Annotated in this window: 16 protein-coding genes; 11 read left to right on the top strand and 5 right to left on the bottom strand. The window is 74.5% G+C overall.

What is annotated here, in order from left to right:
• The 8 genes from ABZW03_RS19495 to ABZW03_RS19460 all read left to right on the top strand — a co-directional run.
• On the top strand, window positions 1–303 hold a 303-nt coding region (locus ABZW03_RS19495; RefSeq protein ID WP_355259445.1), incomplete at its 5' end, for a YbaB/EbfC family nucleoid-associated protein.
• A gap of 243 nt (window positions 304–546) precedes the next feature.
• Complete coding sequence (gene recR, locus ABZW03_RS19490; protein WP_355259448.1) at window positions 547–1146, top strand: recombination mediator RecR; 600 nt, start codon at window positions 547–549, stop codon at window positions 1144–1146.
• A complete protein-coding gene (locus ABZW03_RS19485) occupies window positions 1139–1852 on the top strand; it encodes a DUF5063 domain-containing protein (protein ID WP_355259442.1) in 714 nt (237 codons plus the stop codon). Before recR ends, ABZW03_RS19485 begins: the two co-directional genes overlap by 8 nt.
• Window positions 1853–2241: 389 nt before the next feature.
• On the top strand, window positions 2242–3522 hold the full coding sequence (locus tag ABZW03_RS19480) for an aspartate kinase (RefSeq protein ID WP_355259439.1): 1281 nt from the start codon (window positions 2242–2244) through the stop codon (window positions 3520–3522).
• A gap of 60 nt (window positions 3523–3582) precedes the next feature.
• Window positions 3583–4659: an aspartate-semialdehyde dehydrogenase gene (locus tag ABZW03_RS19475; RefSeq protein ID WP_355259436.1), complete on the top strand. Its 1077-nt coding sequence runs from the start codon at window positions 3583–3585 to the stop codon at window positions 4657–4659.
• A gap of 357 nt (window positions 4660–5016) precedes the next feature.
• On the top strand, window positions 5017–5562 hold the full coding sequence (locus tag ABZW03_RS19470; protein ID WP_350517356.1) for a SigE family RNA polymerase sigma factor: 546 nt from the start codon (window positions 5017–5019) through the stop codon (window positions 5560–5562).
• Window positions 5555–6829: a hypothetical protein gene (locus ABZW03_RS19465; protein ID WP_355259432.1), complete on the top strand. Its 1275-nt coding sequence runs from the start codon at window positions 5555–5557 to the stop codon at window positions 6827–6829. The genes ABZW03_RS19470 and ABZW03_RS19465 overlap by 8 nt, the downstream gene beginning before the upstream one ends.
• 170 nt (window positions 6830–6999) lie before the next feature.
• Complete coding sequence (locus tag ABZW03_RS19460) at window positions 7000–7779, top strand: SURF1 family protein (protein ID WP_355259429.1); 780 nt, start codon at window positions 7000–7002, stop codon at window positions 7777–7779.
• A gap of 71 nt (window positions 7780–7850) precedes the next feature.
• On the opposite strand, the gene ABZW03_RS19455 is transcribed toward ABZW03_RS19460, so the two are convergent.
• The 4 genes from ABZW03_RS19455 to ABZW03_RS19440 form a co-directional block, all read right to left on the bottom strand.
• Window positions 7851–8441: a hypothetical protein gene (locus tag ABZW03_RS19455; RefSeq protein WP_355259426.1), complete on the bottom strand. Its 591-nt coding sequence runs from the start codon at window positions 8439–8441 to the stop codon at window positions 7851–7853.
• Between the two features lie 23 nt (window positions 8442–8464).
• Entirely contained in the window at window positions 8465–10351 is a 1887-nt protein-coding gene (locus ABZW03_RS19450) for a prolyl oligopeptidase family serine peptidase (protein WP_355259423.1), read from the bottom strand.
• Between the two features lie 119 nt (window positions 10352–10470).
• The gene (locus tag ABZW03_RS19445; RefSeq protein WP_355259420.1) at window positions 10471–11925 is read right to left on the bottom strand and encodes an MFS transporter; all 1455 of its coding nucleotides are present in this window, start codon (window positions 11923–11925) and stop codon (window positions 10471–10473) included.
• A 134-nt stretch (window positions 11926–12059) separates the two neighbouring features.
• On the bottom strand, window positions 12060–12437 hold the full coding sequence (locus ABZW03_RS19440; protein ID WP_355259417.1) for a nuclear transport factor 2 family protein: 378 nt from the start codon (window positions 12435–12437) through the stop codon (window positions 12060–12062).
• Window positions 12438–12637: 200 nt separating this feature from the next.
• Here ABZW03_RS19440 and ABZW03_RS19435 point away from each other — a divergent pair, with 200 nt between their 5' ends.
• The 3 genes from ABZW03_RS19435 to ABZW03_RS19425 all read left to right on the top strand — a co-directional run bounded on the left by ABZW03_RS19435 (window position 12638) and on the right by ABZW03_RS19425 (window position 18485).
• On the top strand, window positions 12638–15385 hold the full coding sequence (locus tag ABZW03_RS19435) for an AAA family ATPase (protein WP_355259414.1): 2748 nt from the start codon (window positions 12638–12640) through the stop codon (window positions 15383–15385).
• Between the two features lie 551 nt (window positions 15386–15936).
• A complete protein-coding gene (locus ABZW03_RS19430) occupies window positions 15937–17535 on the top strand; it encodes a helix-turn-helix transcriptional regulator (protein WP_355259411.1) in 1599 nt (532 codons plus the stop codon).
• Between the two features lie 11 nt (window positions 17536–17546).
• Window positions 17547–18485, top strand: coding sequence for an NAD-dependent epimerase/dehydratase family protein (locus ABZW03_RS19425; RefSeq protein WP_355259408.1), 939 nt, complete (start codon window positions 17547–17549; stop codon window positions 18483–18485).
• Here ABZW03_RS19425 and ABZW03_RS19420 read toward each other — a convergent pair.
• Window positions 18486–18861: GntR family transcriptional regulator (locus tag ABZW03_RS19420; RefSeq protein WP_355259405.1), on the bottom strand; the 376-nt coding region annotated here is incomplete at its 5' end. It lies immediately after the preceding gene.

Genomic DNA, 18861 nt, shown 5'->3' with positions numbered 1-18861 from the left:
CTGCTGAAGCAGGCGCAGAAGATGCAGCAGGATTTCGCGAAGGCACAGCAGGAGCTGGCCGAGACGAAGGTGAACGGCTCGGCGGGCGGCGGCCTGGTCGAGGCCACGGTGACCGGTGCCGGTGAGCTGGTGGCGCTGACCATCGCCCCGGCGGCCGTGGACCCGGAGGACACCGAGACCCTGGCCGACCTGATCCTGGCGGCCGTCCGGGACGCCAACCAGACCGCGCAGAAGATGCAGGCCGAGCGCATGGGCCCGCTGACCCAGGGCCTGGGCGGCGGCATCCCCGGTCTGCCGTTCTGACGTCGGCTTCTTGTTCCACGAGGTCTGAAGTTCAGACGACAGACCCATGTGATTTATGTGGGAGTCGGGCGTCGGGCGCTGTGTCCGACGCCCGATTCGTTGGATGATGGCACCGGAGCACCACCGGCCAACCGGTACCACCGGCCGTCCGGGTACCACCGGGCCGTCCGGGCCGTCCGGCACGACCGGGCCACCTGGTACCGGCCGTCCGGCCCCACCGACCATCCGAAGGAAGGCGCGACGTTGTACGAGGGCGTGGTTCAGGACCTGATCGACGAACTGGGCAGGCTGCCCGGCGTCGGGCCCAAGAGCGCCCAGCGGATCGCCTTCCACGTGCTGCAGGCCGACCCGACCGACGTGCGCCGGCTGGCGCACGCGCTGCTGGAGGTCAAGGACAAGGTCCGCTTCTGCGTGGTCTGCGGCAACGTCGCGGAGGCCGAGCAGTGCCGGGTCTGCCTGGACCCGCGCCGCGACCTCGCGGTCATCTGCGTGGTCGAGGAGTCCAAGGACGTCGTCGCCATCGAGCGCACCCGTGAGTTCCGCGGCCGCTACCACGTGCTGGGCGGCGCGATCAGCCCCATCGAGGGCGTCGGCCCGGACGACCTGCGCATCCGCGAGCTGCTGGCGCGCCTCGCGGACGGCACGGTCACCGAGCTGATCCTGGCCACCGACCCCAACCTGGAGGGGGAGGCGACCGCCACCTACCTGGCCCGGCTCTGCAAGCCGATGGGCCTGAAGGTGACCCGTCTGGCGAGCGGCCTGCCCGTCGGCGGGGATCTGGAGTACGCGGACGAGGTCACCCTCGGCCGCGCCTTCGAAGGGAGACGACTGCTCGATGTCTGACCGGACGATCAACCAGCAGCCCCACACCCCCCACCAGCAGTCCCACGGGGAACCGGGGGCGCACGCCCCGCACACCCACGGACACGGCTCGGAGCCGGACGACTTCGCCGTGCAGATCGCCGACTCGGTGGAGAGCTTCGTGCTCGCCGTCACCGAGGTCGCGAAGGGCGACGAGCCCGGCAGCGCGGTCTCGCTGCTGCTCCTGGAGGTCTCGCAGCTGCTGCTGGCCGGCGGCCGGCTGGGCGCGATCGAGGACGTCGTCCCGGAGGACCGCTTCGAGCCCGATGCCGGTCCCGAGCCGGACGGCGAGCAGCTGCGCGAGCGCCTCGCCGAGCTGCTCGCGCCGATCGACGTCTACCACGAGGTCTTCGACCCGTACGGCCCGCCGGAGAAGCCCAACGCCTTCCGGATCTCGGACGACCTGGCCGGCGTGGTCAGCGAGCTCCAGCACGGCCTGACCCACTACCGAGAGGGCCGGGTCAGCGAGGCGCTGTGGTGGTGGCAGTTCTCGTACCTCTCCAACTGGGGCACCACCTGCACCGCGGTGCTGCGGGCCCTGCAGTCGCTGATCGCCCACGTCCGGCTGGACAGCCCGATCGGCGCGGTGCCGGACGGCGCGGACACCGACGACGACGGGCTCACCGACGAGCAGCTGGAGCAGCAGGCGGGCGACCTGATGGCGGCCGAGCTCGGCCTCGGGCGATAGGCGACCGGCAGGCCGGCGACAGACGCCCGGCTGGCGGGCAGGCGACCGGCGGGCCGGCGACCGGCCCTGGAGACCGGGCCGCGACGGCCCCGGATCGAATGCGTCCGCGGATTGTGACGAATGCCTCAGCGGCCTGCCCGGAAAAGAAATCCGAGCGGATCGCCGTCCCCCGATCCGCCGATTCTCCGGAGCCGTACCGAATCGCCCGCAGACCTGACGGCGGAGCCGCCCGTACCGCCGTTCACGTGCTGAAACTACCGTCTCACCATATGGAAAGCGCCGGTCGGAGCATGCCTGCTCGGTAGACTGACGACGACCGCACCCCCCTCTCCCCAGGGGGGTACGGGGGCCCGGAGCCCCCGGAAAAGACTTCGAGTCGAGGAGCGCACGTGGGCCTTGTCGTGCAGAAGTACGGCGGCTCATCCGTTGCGGATGCCGAAGGCATCAAGCGCGTGGCCCGTCGAATCGTTGACGCCAAGAAGGCCGGCCATGAGGTCGTCGTCGTGGTGTCCGCGATGGGCGACACGACGGACGAGCTCATCGAACTCGCGGAGCAGGTGTCACCGCTGCCTGCCGGCCGTGAGTTCGACATGCTGCTGACCGCTGGAGAGCGCATCTCCATGGCACTGCTGGCCATGGCGATCAAATCCCTGGGGCACGAGGCGCAGTCCTTCACGGGCAGCCAGGCCGGCGTCATCACCGACTCCGTCCACAACAAGGCGCGCATCATCGACGTGACGCCCGGTCGCATCCGCACCGCCCTGGACGAGGGCAACATCGCGATCGTGGCCGGCTTCCAGGGCGTCTCCCAGACCAGCAAGGACATCACCACGCTGGGCCGGGGCGGCTCGGACACCACCGCGGTGGCGCTCGCCGCCGCGCTCAAGGCCGAGGTCTGCGAGATCTACACCGACGTGGACGGCGTGTTCACCGCCGACCCGCGCGTGGTGAAGAAGGCCCGCAAGATCGACTGGATCGCCTACGAGGACATGCTGGAGCTGGCCTCGTCGGGGTCCAAGGTGCTGCTCGATCGGTGTGTCGAATACGCCCGTCGCTACAACATCCCGATTCACGTACGCTCGTCCTTCTCGGGTCTTCCCGGGACGATCGTCAGCAACGACAACCCGAACCAGCCCGAAGGGGGCGAGATGGAGCAGGCCATCATCTCCGGAGTCGCCCACGACACCTCCGAGGCCAAGGTCACCGTCGTCGGCGTGCCCGACAAGCCGGGCGAGGCGGCGCGCATCTTCCGCGCCATCGCCGACGCCGAGGTCAACATCGACATGGTGGTGCAGAACGTCTCCGCCGCGTCGACCGGGCTCACCGACATCTCCTTCACCCTGCCCAAGACCGAGGGCCAGAAGGCCATCGACGCGCTGGGCCGGGTCAAGGACGGCATCGGCTTCGAGTCGCTGCGCTACGACGACGCGATCGGCAAGATCTCGCTGGTCGGCGCCGGCATGCGCTCCAACCCGGGCGTCACGGCGACCTTCTTCGAGGCGCTGTCCGCCGCGGGCGTCAACATCGAGCTGATCTCCACCTCGGAGATCCGCATCTCGGTGGTCACCCGCGCCGAGGACGTGCCGGAGGCCGTCCGCGCCGTGCACAGCGCCTTCGGCCTGGACAGCGAGAGCGACGAGGCCGTCGTCTACGGCGGCACCGGGCGATGACCCGGGAGCGGAGCGGGAGCACCGGGCGATGACCCGGGCACCGGGCCGGGACGCCGGGCGATGACCCGGCGTCCGAACCTCGCCGTCGTCGGCGCCACCGGCGCGGTCGGCGAGGTGCTGCTCGGACTGCTCTCCCTCCGCCAGGACGTCTGGGGCGAGATCCGCCTCGTCGCCTCCCCGCGTCCGGCCGGCCGCAAGGCGGTGGTGCGCGGGGAGACCGTCGAGGTCGTCCCGCTGGCCGAGGAGGCCTTCGCCGGGATCGACGTCGCGGTGTTCGCCGTCCCCGAACCGGTCTCCGCCCAGTGGGCGCCGATCGCGGCGGCCAAGGGCGTCGTGGTGGTCGACGACTCGGCCGCGTTCCGCGCCGCCGAGGACGTGCCGCTGGTCGTCCCGGAGGTCAACGCGGCCGCGCTGCGGATCCGCCCGCGCGGCATCGTCGCCAGCCCGGCCGGCACCACGCTCGCGATGATCGCCGCGGTGGGTGCGCTGCACGCCGAGTACGGGCTGGCGCAGCTCGTGGTCGCCTCCTACCAGGCCGCCGACGGCGAGGGCCGGGCCGGCGAGGCGGCGCTGCGCGCGCAGACCGGGCTGGTGGCGGGCACCGCGGTCGGCCGGCAGACCGGCGACCTGCGCGCCCTGATCGCCGATCAGGGGCCGTTCGCCGCCCCGCTCGCGCTCAACGCCGTGCCCTGGACCGGCGGGCTGCGCGAGGGCGGCTGGTCCGCCGAGGAGATGGGCATCCGCGACGAGTCCCGCAAGGTCCTCGGCCTGCCCGCCCTGAAGGTCTCGGCGACCTGCGTCCACATCCCGGTCGTCCGCACCCACGCGCTGGCCGTGCACGCGCGGTTCGAGCGCGAGGTCACCCAGGAGCACGCGCAGGACATCCTGCGGGACGCGCCCGGCGTGGTCCTCTACGACGACCCGGCGGCGGGCGAGTTCCCGACGCCCAACGACGTGGTCGGGACGGACCCGGTCTGGGTCGGGCGGGTCCGGCGGGCGCTGGACGAGCCGGAGGCGCTGGACCTCTTCCTGTGCGGGGACAACCTGCGCAAGGGGGCGGCGCTCAACCTGGTGCAGCTCGCCGAGCTGGTGGCGGCGGAGCTGACGGCGGGCCGGCCGGCGGAGCCGGGGGAGTAGCGGCGCCCACGCGCCCCGGTGCACTCGTATGCGCCGTCGGGCCCGCGCAGTTCCGTCGGCCCGCGCGTTCCGGGCGCGTCCACGCGTTCCGTTGTGCCCGCTTGTGTCCACAGCTGTGTCCATACCTGTGTCCGCTCCTCGACACAATCTGTCCGGAATCCCGTGGGAATCCCCTGGAGGCCTCTTCCGCCGATGCGGAAGAATGGGCCCCGGGCCGGGCAACCATGACAGGGGATCGAGTGTCCAACGTGCGTGGCGAACGTGATGGTGGGGGCAAGGGCGGGCATCCCGGCGAGAGCCGCGGTGTCCTTCCCGTCGCGTGCCCCGAGGCCTGCGAGTAGGCCGGAAGTAGACCAGATGACGGCGGCCGCACCCGGTGCGGCGGACTCCGGCGCCGGTACCGACGCGGGTACCAGCGAGGACCTGCTCACCGAGACCTACCAGGCGCACTACCGCTCGCTGCTGCGGCTCGCCGCGCTGCTCCTCGACGACCTCTCGACCTGCGAGGACGTCGTCCAGGAGGCGTTCATCCGGGTGCACGCCGCCCGGCGCCGGGTGCGCGAGCCCGAGAAGACCCTGGCCTATCTGCGGCAGACGGTCGTCAACCTGTCCCGCTCCACGCTGCGCCGCCGCATCCTCGGGCTGCGACTGCTGCCGAAGCCCATGCCTGACATGGCCAGTGCAGAAGAAGGTGCCTACGATGCCCTGGAGCGCGACCAGTTGAAGGCCGCGCTGCGTGGTCTGCAACGCCGTCAGCGGGAGGTTCTGGTGCTGCGTTACTTCGTGGACATGACGGAGGCGCAGGTCGCCGAGACCCTGGGCATCTCGCTCGGTTCGGTGAAGGCCTACGGCTCGCGCGGACTCGCGGCCCTGCGCGTCCAGATGGAGGCCGGACATGGCTGAGGAGGACGGCGGCCGGCGGCGACCGGCGGACGGGGCTCCCGGGGCGCCGGGTTCGAACGCGGCCGGCGGGGCCGGTACGAGTGCGGCAGGTGGGCGCGGTACGAGTGCGGCCGGCAGACCCGGCCGCACGGGCGAGGTCCCGGAGCTCCTGGACCTGTCCACCGAGGAACGGGCGGTGCGCGAGCTGCTGCACGGCGCCGTCTCCGGCATCCAGCCCGCGGCCGACGGACTGCCGCGGATCCGGCGGGCCGTACCCCGCCGCCGGGCGGCCCGGCGCGGCGCCTGGACCGGCGCGGCCGCGCTCGCCTTCGTCGTCGCGATCGGCCTGCCCGTCCTGCACGAGGGGGAGCACCTCGGGCTCTCCGGCGGCCCCGGCTCGGCGGAGGTGCAGAGCCCGTCCGCGGCCTCCCCCAGCGGCGCCGCCGGAACCACCGGCGGCACCGGTGCGCCCCCGCACGCGGACCCGAGCGGCACCGCCGGCGTCACCTCGCCGCCCGGTACGGCCACGACCGCGCACACCCCCGGCGGCGGGCTGACCCACAGCGACGGCAGCGTCGCGCCCACCGGGACCTCCGGCGCCGGCGACGGCGGCATCGTCCCGCTCTGCGTGCGGACCGACCTCGGCGAGGGCGTCGCGCAGGTCGGCACGGCCGACGGCGCCGGGCGGATCTACGGCTCGTTCACCGTCTACAACGTCTCCGCGCGCAGCTGCCGGCTCGGCGGACCGGGCTCGGTGGCGGTCACCGCCGTCAGCGGCGGCGACCGAGGCCGCATCCGCACCGCCGACCACACCCCGGGCGACCCGGCCGTCGGCCTGCCCGCGATGGACGGGGAGCCGCCGGTGCTCGCGCCGCGGGCCGGGTACCGGGTGCCGTTCGCCTGGATCCCCGACCAGACCTGTACCGGCTCCGGCACGCTGACCACCCCGTCGAACGGCGTCAACCAGGCGGCCCTGCGCTCGGACGTCCCCGCCGCCGAGTCCGGCGCCCCGGCCTCCGTCCCCACCGACGCGCCCAGCGCCAACCCGCCGGCCTCCTCGTCCCCGTCGGCGGCCCCCACCACGGCCCCCAGCCCGACCGCGACGCCGACCGGCAACCCGACCACCGCGCCGGCCACCGCGACCGTCGCCCACACCCCTGCCCCCGGCAGCCCGGCCGTCGCCACGGCCACCCTGCCGGTGTCCTGCGGCGGCACCGTCTACCGCGGCGGCGTCCAGGTCCTGGGCGGCCCGGCGCCGCAGCCGTCCGGCTCGCCGTCGGCGGGGTGACCGCGGGCTGACCGCGGGCGGCGACGGGCGGCGGCTCGCTTTCGGTGGTTCGCCACGGTGGTTCGCCACGGTGGTTCGCCACCGTGGTCGGCCTCGCCGGACCGGCACGACGCGCCGCCGTGCCGGGGCCCGGGGGCCGGGCGGGTGTGAGGAGTGGTTACCGTGGGGGTGTGTACCGGTTCCTCCTGACTCCGCGCTGGCTCGGCGGCACCGTCGTGGCCGTGGCGGCCGTGGCGGTGTGCCTGTGGCTGGGCTCCTGGCAGCTCGGCCGGTTCGAGGACCGGGTGTCCACGCACCAGGAGACCGAACAGGCGCTCACCACTTCGAGTGACGCCCGGCCGATCGAAGAGCTGCTCAACCAGGCGACCCCGCAGGTGAGCACGGAGACCGTCGGCAGGGCCGTCACGGCGACCGGCAGCTACGACACCGAGCACCAACTGCTCGTCCCCAACCGGGTGGTGGACGGCAAGCCGGGCTACTACGTGCTCACCCCGCTGCGCACCGCCGACGGACACGCCGTCGCCGTAGTGCGCGGCTGGGCCGCCGGGGAGCCGGCCGCCGCCGCGCCGCCGCCGAGTGGCCGGGTGACGGTGACCGGGCGCCTGCAGGCCAACGAGGCCGTGGGCAGCAACGGCGCGGTGGCGGGCGGTCTGCCCGCCGGGCAGCTCGGCATGATCAACCGGGCGTCGCTGCTGAACGTGCTGGAGTACGACGGCTGGTACGACGGCTGGGTGGCCGCCGACGACGCGGCCGCCGGGCTGGCCCCCGTACCGTCCGTGCAGCCGCAGGGCGGGAACGGGCTCACCCTGCGCGCGTTCCAGAACCTGGGCTACACCCTGGAGTGGTTCGTCTTCGGCGGGTTCGTGGTCTTCATGTGGTTCCGCCTGGTGCGCCGCGAGGCGGAGGCGGAGCAGGACCGGGCCCTCGGGCTGGACCCGGTCCTGGACTGACGCCCGACGGCGCCCCGCCCTCGGGGCTCGCCCGTCCTCGGCGGTCGACCGCCCCCGGCGCTCGACCGCCCTCAGCGCTTGGGCGACGGGGCCGCCGGTACGGGCACGGCCGGCTTCGCCGGTGCGGTCGGCAGCGGGGCGGCCGGCGTCGGCGCGGTCGGCAGGGGCACGGCCGGGGTTCCGGTGGCCGCCGGGGACGGCGTCCAGGTGGTGGTGGGCGCCGGGCTCGGCTCGGTGTAGCAGCGGCTCCTGCCGCCGTTGCCGTTGCCGTTGTCCGAGTTGTAGTTGTCGGTGTGGTGGTGCACCGTGCGCCCGCTCTTGGAGCCCTTGGACCCCTTCGAACCGGACGAACCGCTCTTGCCACCGCCCCCCTTGGCGAGCTGGACCGGCTCGTCCCCGTCGGCCGAGGCGTACGTCGCCCGCAGCACGGTCGTCCCGGCGTCCGCCGGGCCGGCCGGGCCCGCCGCGCTCGCCTTGGTGGCCGGGGCGGGCGGCGCGGCCGGCGGTGCGGCGGGAGTCGCGGGCACGGTCGGGACGGCGGGCGTCGGGGTCACGGTGACCGTGGGGCCCGGCACCGGCGGGCCGGTCGGGGGCGGGCAGGCGGCGTTCCCGCTGTCCGAGCTCGAACAGCCGGTGAGCACCAGGGCCCCGACGACCGCCACCCCCACGAGCGTCAGCGGACGTCTCACACCGTCCCCCCGGCCGCGGTGCGCCCGGCCGCGGTGTCCCCGTCCGCGGTCCGTCCGGCCCCGGCCAGGTGCCGCCGGACGAAGTCGATCTCCAGCCGCAGCTGCTTGATCCGCTCCTCCACCACCAGCGACCCGTGTCCGGCGTCGTAGCGGTACACCTCGTGCGGCTTGCCGAGCTCCGCCAGCCGCTCGACGTAGTTGTCGATCTGCCGGATCGGGCAGCGCGGGTCGTTGACCCCGGCGCTGATGTACACCGGCACCCGCACCCGCTCGACGTAGGTCAGCGGCGAGGAGGCGGTGAAGCGCTCCGGGACCTCCTCCGGGGTGCCGCCGAAGAGCGTGCGGTCCAGCGACTTGAGCGCCTCCATCTCGTCGGCGTACGCGGTGTGGTAGTCCGCGACCGGCACGGCGGCGACGCCGAGGGCCCAGCTGTCGGGCTGGACGCCGAGGCCGAGCAGGGTCAGGTAGCCGCCCCAGCTGCCGCCAGCGAGCACCAGCCGGTCCGGGTCGGCCAGGCCGCTGTCGACCGCCCAGGCGCGGACCGCCGCGATGTCCTCCAGCTCGATCAGGCCGACCCGCTCGTGCAGCGCGTCCGTCCAGGCCTGGCCGTAGCCGGTCGAGCCGCGGTAGTTGACCCGGACCACCGCGAAGCCGTGGTCCAGCCAGGCGGCCGGGCCGGCGGCGAAGGAGTCGCTGTCGTGGTGGGTCGGGCCGCCGTGGATCTCGAACACGGTCGGGTACGGGCCCTGCGCGGGCGTCGTCGGCCGCTGCACCAGCGCGTGCACCCGACCGCCGGGCCCGTCCACCCAGACGTCCTCGACCGGCACCGAACCGGGCGGCACCGCGCCGGGCGCCCGCAGCACGACCGTCCCGGCGGTGGAGCGGACGGCGGAGGGCTCGGCGGCGGAGGACCAGAGGTACTCGACGGTGCCGTCCGGACGGGGGGTGGCGCCGCCGACGGTGCCGCGCGGGGTGTCCAGACGGGTCAGCCGGCCGTCGGCGAGCCGGTACGAGAACAGCTCGCTGCGGGCCTCGTACTCGTGCTCCACCAGCAGTTCCGCGGCGCCGGGGCGCCACTGCGCGGAGACGTCGCCGGGCAGCTCGCGGCCCTGCTCGTCGCGCAGCGGGAGGGCGGTCTCGGCGCCGGTGGCGACGTCCCAGATCATCGGCTCCCAGCGGCCGGTGCGCTGGTGGGCGACCAGCAGGCGGGTGTCGCCCTCGACCGGGGCGAAGCCCAGGCAGGCGACGCCGCGCGGCTCGTCCCGGCCGGTGACCTCGTCCAGCTCGGCGACGGTCTCGACGCCGCCGTCCCCGTCGAGGCGCACCACGCGGATCGCGGAGTGCATCGCGTCGCCGTGCTCGGTGTGGTCGATGGCGAGCAGCGTGCTGTCGTGGCTGAGGTCGCCGATGCCGCCGTACTCCTCGTGCCGGTAGATCTCGACCGGCACGGCGTCGCCGGGGCGGCGCAGGTGCAGGGTGGTGCCGTCCTCGTCGGTGGAGCGGCCGACGACCACGGTGCCGTCGCGGCCGAGGGCCAGGCCGGCCGAGTAGGAGGCGGCGAGGCCCGGCACGGCCTCCCCGTCGGGGCCGCCCGCGAAGGGCTGGCGGCGCCAGACGCCGAACTCGTCGCCGTCGTGGTCGTCGAACCACCAGACCCACTCGCCGTCGGGGGACAGCTCGGCCTCGGTGGTGCCGTTCGGGCGGTCGGTGACCTGGCGGTGGGCGCCGGTGGCGCGGTCCCAGGCGTAGACCTCGTAGGTGCCGGTCGCGTTGGACACGTACAGCGCCCGGTCGGGGGCGTCCTCGGCCCAGTCGGGCAGCGACACCCGGGCCGCCCTGAACCGCTGCTCCCACGCCGGTACGGCGCTCTTCTCCTCGCTCATCCGACCATCCAACCCGATCGGGGGGAGGGAAGGGAACGGGCGGGCGGGCTTCGGGCCCACCCGCCCGGTGCCGGGGTCATGACGGGGGCGCGTCCGGGCCGTGCCGGGGGCCGTCCGGGTCAGCCCTTGCGCGGCGCGCCGTGCGGCAGGAACCGGACCAGGCCCACGAGCACCAGCTCCAGCGCCGCCAGGGCGAGGACGCTGCGGCCGAAGGCGGCGGTCGGGTCGTCCGCGCCGTAGTAGACCAGGCCGATCAGCGCGACCCCGAGCGCCCCGCCGACCTGCTGCACGGTGGACACCACCCCGGCCGCGGAGCCGGCCAGCCGCGGCTCGGCCGCCGCCAGGACCGTCGAGGTCACCGGGGCGAGCACCAGGCCCATGCCGATCCCGTCCACGAACAGCCCGGGCGCCAGCCACCACACGCCGCCGGCCGCGGCGTGGTACCCGGCGAGGGCCAGCAGGCCGAGCCCGAGGGCCATCAGCAGCCCGCCGAGGGCGATGGTGCGGCGGTCGCCGAGGCGGGCGGTGACGTGGTGGGTGGTGTTGGAGGTGATGAGGTAGCCGAGGCCGATCGCGGTGAAGACCAGTCCGGCGCCGAGGGCGTCCAGGCCGCGGCCGAACTGGAGGTGCAGGGCGAGCACCAGGAAGAACGAGGCCTGGCCGAGCATGAAGGTGAGCTGGGCGAGCACGCCGGTGCTGAAGGCGCGGCTGCGGAAGAGCCGGGTGTCGACCAGCGGGGTGGCGGTGGCCGTCCCGGTGGCGCGGTGCTGGTGCACGGCGAAGACGGCCAGCAGGGCGAGCGCGGCGCCCAGGCAGAGCCCGGTCCACAGCGGCCAGTCCAGCTGGGGACCCTGGATCAGCGGCAGCACCAGGCCGGTCAGCGCGGTGGTGACCAGCAGCACGCCGACCGGGTCCAGGCCGGGCCGCTGCGGGGCGCGGGACTCCGGCAGGGTGCGGCGGACCAGCAGGAGGGCGGTCAGGCCGATCGGCAGGTTGATCAGGAAGCAGCTGCGCCAGCCGAGGCCGAACAGGTCGGCGCGGATCAGCAGTCCGCCGATCAGCTGGCCGAACACCGCACCCAGGCCCATGGTCAGCCCGTACCGGGCGAAGGCCCGGGCCTGGGCGGCGCCGCTGAACGCGGTCCGCAGGATCGCCAGCACCTGCGGGCCCATCAGCGCCGCCGACAGGCCCTGCGCCACCCTCGCGCCGACCAGCGCGGCCGCGGTGGGGGCGAGGCCGCAGGCGGCGGAGGCGAGGGTGAAGAGGGCCAGGCCGATCCCGAACACCCGGCGGCGGCCGTAGCGGTCGCCGAGGCGGCCGGCGGTGACCAGGCCGGCCGCGAGGGCCAGGCTGAAGCCGGCCATCACCCACTGGACGGCGGCCGGGCCGGCGCCGAGGTCGCCCTGGAGGGAGGGGAGGGCGACGTTGACGACGAAGACGTCGAGGGCGGTCATGAAGGTGGCGGTCAGGACGACCGGCAGCAGCCCCCTGGGGACCGGCGCCGGTGCGGCCGGTGCGGCCGGGGTGGCCGGGGTGGCCGGTGCGGGCCGCCGGGGGTTCAGGGCGGTGCTCATCTCGGGCTCTCCTCCAGGGGGGTGGGTCCGTGGGGCCGGTGCCGAGGGGCGGACGCGGTGGGGTGCGGCCCGCCCCTCGGGTGGCGGTGGCGGTGGCGGTGGCGGCGGCGCCGGTGGTCGGTGGCGGCGGTGGCTCAGGCGCCCGGCACGCGGTCGAGGAAGCCGTACACCGCGCCGATCCGGCCGTCCGGGGTGGCCGCCAGCACGTCGAAGCCGATCACCACCGGCTCCGCGCCGGCCGGGCCCAGGTTCCAGGTGAAGCGGGCGATGTCGTGGTGCGCGTCGACCGGGCCGAGGGTGAACTCCAGCCCCGGGAACTGGGCCTGGGCGGCGCCGATCAGCGCGTCGATCGCGTCCCGGCCGGTGACGGCGGCCAGCGGGTCGGTGTAGCGGCCGTCCTCGGCCCACACCTCGTCGACCAGCTTGCGGCGGGCCGCCGGGTCGGTCTCGTTCCAGACCGCGAGGTAGCGCTCGGCGAGCTGCTGGAGGGCGGCGGCGGTGATCTCGGTCATGGTCATCTCCCGTGTCCTGCTGGGTGGTTGGCCGGTCGTTCCCGGTGCTCACCACGGTAGGGACGGGCGGGCGGCGGCGAATCCGTCACGTATGGGTATCGGGGTACGTAGCCTCCGCAGCGGTGTACCGGCGCAACCGCCGGCGGGCACCGGCGCATCGTCGTCGGCGGCGCGCGGCCCCGGGTGGGTAGGGTCGGGGCATGCTGTACGGGAGGGAAGGCGAACAGGCCGCCGTGGACGGCCTGTTGGACGGGGCGCGGGCCAGCCGCAGCGGGGCGCTGCTGCTGCGGGGCGAGGCCGGCATCGGCAAGACCGCGCTGCTGGACGACGCCGTCGCGCGGGCGGGGGAGTCGTTCCGGGTGATCCGGGCGGCCGGCGTCGAGTACGAGGCGGAGCTGCCGTACGCCGGGCTGAGCCTGCTGCTCGCGCCCGGTCTGGACCGGCTGGACGTCCTGCCCGGACCGCAACGGCGGGCGCTGGAGGCGGCGTTCGGCCTCTCGGACGACGGGCGGGGCGGCGAGGACGGGCGGGCGGACCGGCTGCTGGTCGGGCTCGCCACGCTCGGGCTGCTCGCCGAACTCGCCGCCGACCGGCCGCTGTTGTGCGTCCTCGACGACGTGCAGTGGCTGGACCGGGCCTCACTGGACGCGCTGCTGCTGGCCGCCCGGCGGCTCCAGGCCGAAGGGGTGGCCCTGCTGCTCGCCGCCCGCACCGGCGGCGCGTCCGGGGCCGACGGCGGCCCGGCGGAGCGCCCGCTGGGCCTGCCCGAACGGCGGGTGACCGGCCTGTCCGAGGCCGACGCCGCCCGGCTGCTGGCCCGGCGGGTCGGCTCCGACCTGCCCGCCGCCGTCCGCGACCGGCTGCTCGCCGAGGCGGCCGGCAACCCGCTCGCCCTCACCGAACTCCCGGTCGCCACCGGGCCGCAGACACCGGCGACCGGCGGCCTGCCGCTCACCAGCCGGCTGCTGATCGCCTTCCACGGCCAGGTCACCGGCCTGCCCGCGGCCACCCAGACGCTGCTGCTGGTCGCCGCCACCGAGGAGAGCGGGGCGCTGGACGTCGTCCTGCCCGCCGCGGCCGCCCTCGGCGTCACCGCCGAACACCTCGCGCCCGCCGAGGAGTCCGGGCTGGTGGCGGTCACGGCCGAGCGCCGGATCGCCTTCCGGCACCCGCTGCTGCGCTCGGCGATCCTCCAACGGGCCCCGCACCACCAGAAGGTGGCGGCCCACCGGGCCGTCGCGGGGGCGCTGCCGGACGGCGACCGCCGCACCTGGCACCTCGCCCTCGCCGCCACCGCCCCCGACGCCGACCTAGCCGACGCGCTGGAGCGCACCGCCGTCCGCGCCGAGCGCCGCGGCGGCCACGGCGGCGCCGCCGCGTACGAGCGCGCCGCCCGGCTGACCCCGGACCGCGACGCCGCCACCCGTCGGCTCGTCCTGGCCGCCGAAGCCGCCACCGAGGAGGGCGAGTTGGCGCGGGCCGAGGTGCTCGCCGACGAGGCCGGCGGCCGGACCGACGACGTCCTGGCGCACGCCCTGCTGGACCAGGTCCGGGCCACCGCGCACTTCTGGCGCGGCGGGTACCCGACCGCCCACCGGCTGCTGCTGGACGCCGCCGGCACCGGCATCGACCCGACGTACGCCGCCCGGATGCTGCTCCAGGCCTTCCACGCCGCCTGGTACGCGGGCGAGGAGCCGGTGATCGCCGTCCTGGACCGTCTGGCGGTCCTGCCGCTCGCCGACGGCGACCCCCTCGCCCCGCTCGCCCGCCACCTGCCCGCGGCCGTCCTGCCCGCGCTCGGCCGGCCCGCCGGGCCGCTGCCGCCCGTCCGGGAGGCCGTCGAGGCCGCCCGCCGGGCCGGGGCCGAGAGCCCGGTCGACCTGGTCCAGCTCTGCGGCGCCACCCTGGTCCTCGGCCGCGACGAGGAGGCCGTCGAACTCGCCGCCGAACTGGTCGCCGAAGCCCGCGCCAAGGGCACCGTCGGCGTGATGCCCACCCTGCAGTTCTTCCTGGCCGAGGCCGAACTCTTCCTCGGCCGGCACCGCGACGCCGAACTCACCGCCACCGAGGGCCTCGGCCTCGCCCGGGACACCGGCCAGCACCAGTGGGTCAGCCAACTCACCGCGCTGCTCGCCTGCCTGGCTGCGCTCGACGGCCGCACCGAGCGCTGCGCCGAACTCGCCGCCGCCTCCCTCGCCACCACCGGCCCGCAGACCGCCGCCCCCGCGGCCGGCCAGGCCTGGGTCCAGTGGGCGCTCGCCCTCTGCGACCTCGGCCAGGGCCGCGCCGGCGACGCCGCCGACCGGCTGCACGCCCTCACCACCGGCCCGTACCGGCACCACATCAGCGCCACCCGCGCCGTCCCCGACCTGGTCGAGGCCGCCGTCCGCCTCGGCACCCCGGAACGCGCCGCCGGACCGTACGAGCGCTTCGCCCGCTGGACGGCCGCCGCCGACCGCCCCTGGGCCGAGGCCCTCCGACTGCGCTGCCAGGCCCTGCTCGCCCCCGACGAACTCGCCGGGGACGCCTACCGCGCCGCCCTCGCCCGGCACGGGACGGCCCACCGCCCCTTCGAACAGGCCCGCACCGCCCTCCTCCACGGCGAATGGCTGCGCCGCACCCGCCGCCGCACCGACGCCCGCCCCCACCTGCGCGCCGCCCTGGAGACCTTCGACCGCCTCGGCGCCCACCCCTGGGCCGCCCGCGCCCGCACCGAACTGTCCGCCACCGGCACCCCGGCCCCCACCCCGGCCGCCCCCACCGGCACCCCGCAGTCCCCGCTCACCCCGCAGGAACTCCAGATCGCCCGCCTCGCCGCCCAGGGCCTCACCAACCGCGACATCGCCGCCCAGCTCTTCCTCAGCCCGAGGACCGTCGCCCACCACCTCTACAAGGCCTACCCCAAGCTCAACATCACCTCCCGCACCGAACTCACCACCGTCCTCTGACGGAACGGCCCCTCCGGCCGACGCACACGGAGGGGTTGACGCCGGATGCGGCCCGCATCACGCGAAGCCGTCGGCGGGTGTCGGGGACGGTGGCGCCCATCGGGCGGGAACACGCACGTGGCCATCAGTCCGGGGCCGGGACGCGCGGGATGAGGCCGGACCGGCTGAGGCTCGGTCACCCGGCCGGTCGGACACAACGACAGAGGCCCTGCCGGATTTCTCCGGCAGGGCCTCTGCACTGGGTCGGGGTGGCGGGATTTGAACCCACGGCCTCTTCGTCCCGAATGAGGTCCGGCGTGGCGGCCGACCTGCGCAGACACACAAACCTGCTGGTCAGAGCATCGGGTTTCGTTGGTTGTCGTCGCGTTCGCATGGGGTGAATCTCAAGATCTTCTCCCCGGATTCTCCCAGCGCTCCGCGCCAGGCCGTCCGCCTTGATCAAACACGGATCTTCCGTACCGCAGGTGCAGTTGAATGTTCTCCGGGGTGGGGGCCGTCCTCGCAGACGGCTCACCCCGCGATCGGCCGATCCCTGAAGGGGTAGATGCCTCATGACTACCGCAGCCAAGCCCGCCGCCTGCGCCCGTTGCGGCGCCAGGCTGAGCCGCACCAACACCGACACCGTGTGCAGCCCGTGCCGTCGTGTGATCGGGCCCGCCGGCTCGGGCGTGCCGGTCGTCCCGGCGGTCAAGCCGGTCAACTGGCTGTCCACCCCGGCCGAGCGCGTCGCGCCGCCGGACGGCTCCAACTTGGGAGACGTCCTCAAGGCCTACCGTGCGCTCCACAAGCTGAAGCAGCAGGATCTCGCCGACCTGCTCGGGTACGACCAGTCGTACGTCTCGCTGCTGGAGCGCGGGAAGCGCGTGATCAAGGACATGGACGAGCTTCGGCGACTGGCCCAGGTGCTGGGACTGCCCGAGGACGAGTTGGGCCTGCTGCCCGCCGCCGAGGCGGCCGTCATCTCGATCCCGAGCGACAAGGGCGGCCCGCAGGACGCCGTCGAGGAACAGCGCCGTTGGCGGATGACCCGCCGGGACCTGAACCGGCACCGGAGTGAACTCACCAGCGCCGCTGCCCGGCTGTACCCGGCCGTGGCCCGAGCGGGGAACAGCCCGGTGCTCACGACAGCTGGTTGGATGTGGCCGAAGCCCTTGGACTTCGCCGACATCAACCTCACGTGGTCGCCGAAGACGGCTCCGCCGGAGGTGGTGGGCGCCGAGCTCGAGTCCGAGGGCGTCCGGCCCTTGGCCGCGACCGGCGGGCGATTCGCCCGGTACTCGCAGGCGATCCGCATGGTCGACCGGCCGTCGCTGTTCGTGAACCGGCCGAGCTTCCGGCTGCTCGATGTCACCCAACTCGACGGCCGGCCCAAGCTGTCGTTCGGCTACACGACCTACTTCGACATGGCGGACGTCTGCGAGGGCGTCGCCCACGAGCTGGCGGGCGCCTGGCTGGCGACGGGCAGCAACCCGGCATGGATCGGAGAGCCGGACTGGGAGTCGCTCCCGTTCCGCAGGCTGGTCGGTGACCCGTTCGACCTCGGCCGCCGACCGCTGCTGCCGTCCATCGACACCCTGACCATCCGGCTCGCCGCGGACGGCACGGCCTCGTTCCCGCTGCACCACCGGGCGGCGAGCAACGTGGCGCTGGCCGGCGGGACGTACCACATCATGCCCGCCGGGGTGTTCCAGCCGTCCTCGGTGATGCCGTGGGACCAGTCGAATGACTTCGACCTCTGGCGCAACGTGCTCCGCGAGTACGCGGAGGAGTTCCTGGGCGACCCGGAGGCCGATGGCAGCAGCGGCGAGCCCATCGACTACGACGGGGTCGAGCCGTTCCGCACGCTCAACGAGGCCCGGCGCGCGGGCAAGGTCCGGCCGTACTGCTTCGGGATCGGCTTGGACCCGCTCACCTTGGCGGGCGAAATCCTCAGCGTCGTGGTCATCGACGCCGACGTCTACGACACGGTCTTCTCCGGCATGGTCTCCCGCAACACCGAGGGCAGCGTGATCGCGGGCACGGGCCACGCCGGGGGGATCGACTTCACCGAAGCCAACATCCGCCACCTGCTGGAGAATGAACCGCTCGCGTCTGCTGCCGCCGCGTGCCTCGACCTGGCGTGGCAGCATCGCGGACTGATCCTGAACTGAGGAGGAACTCCGTGCGCGTACTCGTGACGGGCGCCTTCGGCTTCGTCGGCAACGCGGTCGTTCGACGACTTGCCGAGGCGGGCCACGAGGTGGTTGCCCTGACCCATCGGCGCCCGGGCGCCCCGCTCCCTGAGCTGCCGGTGGTCGACGTGGTCCACGGCGACATCCGCGACGAGCAGGCCGTTGCAGCGGCGGTGCGCGGCGTGCACGCCGTCTGCCACCTGGCCGCGCTCACGCGGGTGCGCGAGTCCTTCGAGATGCCGGACGAGTACCACGACGTCAACGTGAACGGCACCGCCGTCCTACTGGCCGCGCTGCCCGGACGAGCTGCTTCGGAGCGCCCCGTGGTCGTGCTCGGTTCGACGGCCGCGATCTACGGCGCCCCTGAGCAGCAGCCCATCGGCGAGGACGTCGTGCCTGCTCCGAGCAACCCGTACGGCGTCTCGAAGCTCGCCGCAGACGAGTTGCTCAAGCGCGCAGGCGAACGCGGCACCGTTCGGGCGGTGAGCCTGCGGTGCTTCAACATCGCAGGCTCGGTGGGCGGGGTGGGGGACTCCGACGAGTCCCGGATCATCCCGAAGGCGCTCGCGGTGGCGGCCGGCCGCCACCCGCACCTGGAGATGAACGGCGACGGCACCGCCGTCCGGGACTTCGTCCACGTGGACGACCTCGCCCGCGCGTATGTCCTGGCCTTGCACGCTGGGGACTTCGCGCACCGGGCATACAACGTGGGCGCGACCCCGGCGAGCATGCGTGAGATCGTCGGGGCGGTGGAGCAGGTGACTGGGCGGCCCGTGCCGGTGGTCCACCGTCCGCCTCAGCCGGAACCGCCTCGGCTGGTCGCCGACCTCACCCGGATCACGACGGAGTTCGGGTGGAAGCCCGAGCGGTCTGGACTCCACGACCTGATCCGAGACGGGTGGGCGGCGACCAGCCGCGACGACCTCTGACTACTCCGCCAAGCGGCTCTTCACGCTGTCGGGAAGCGCGCCGAACGCGTCCTGCCAGCGCTGGAGAGCCGCTTCGGCGTCTGCGGTCTGTCCTCCGGCGCTAGTCAGCTCGCGAAGGGCCTTCTCGATCGCTTGCCCGGCCTGCAAGGCGGGCACGGCCCAGTCGGCGGCCCCTCGGGAGTGCACGGCGAGGCGTGGCGGGAACTGGACGAACACCCCCTTCCCCTGATGTCCGACCACGTAGCCCTCGGCGCGAAGCAGCGAGACAGCCGCCTTCACGACCGTGCTCGACACGCCGTGGTCGTCCATCAGCTTCCGCGTTGACGACAGCGCGGAGCCTGCGGCCAACTTGCCGCTGCGGATCTGTTCCCGCAGG

This window comes from Kitasatospora sp. NPDC004799, assembly GCF_040609095.1.
In the GTDB taxonomy this organism is placed as follows: Bacteria; Actinomycetota; Actinomycetes; order Streptomycetales; family Streptomycetaceae; genus Kitasatospora.
This window is presented reverse-complemented; position numbering and strand designations above follow the sequence as displayed.

Coding starts and splice junctions, on each gene's coding strand:
- ABZW03_RS19485 (WP_355259442.1), top strand. CDS start 1,139: ATGTCTGACCGGACGATCAACCAGCAGCCCCACACCCCCCACCAGCAG.
- ABZW03_RS19475 (WP_355259436.1), top strand. CDS start 3,583: ATGACCCGGCGTCCGAACCTCGCCGTCGTCGGCGCCACCGGCGCGGTC.
- ABZW03_RS19470 (WP_350517356.1), top strand. CDS start 5,017: ATGACGGCGGCCGCACCCGGTGCGGCGGACTCCGGCGCCGGTACCGAC.
- ABZW03_RS19465 (WP_355259432.1), top strand. CDS start 5,555: ATGGCTGAGGAGGACGGCGGCCGGCGGCGACCGGCGGACGGGGCTCCC.
- ABZW03_RS19450 (WP_355259423.1), bottom strand. CDS start 10,351: ATGAGCGAGGAGAAGAGCGCCGTACCGGCGTGGGAGCAGCGGTTCAGG.
- ABZW03_RS19445 (WP_355259420.1), bottom strand. CDS start 11,925: ATGAGCACCGCCCTGAACCCCCGGCGGCCCGCACCGGCCACCCCGGCC.
- ABZW03_RS19440 (WP_355259417.1), bottom strand. CDS start 12,437: ATGACCGAGATCACCGCCGCCGCCCTCCAGCAGCTCGCCGAGCGCTAC.
- ABZW03_RS19435 (WP_355259414.1), top strand. CDS start 12,638: ATGCTGTACGGGAGGGAAGGCGAACAGGCCGCCGTGGACGGCCTGTTG.
- ABZW03_RS19430 (WP_355259411.1), top strand. CDS start 15,937: ATGACTACCGCAGCCAAGCCCGCCGCCTGCGCCCGTTGCGGCGCCAGG.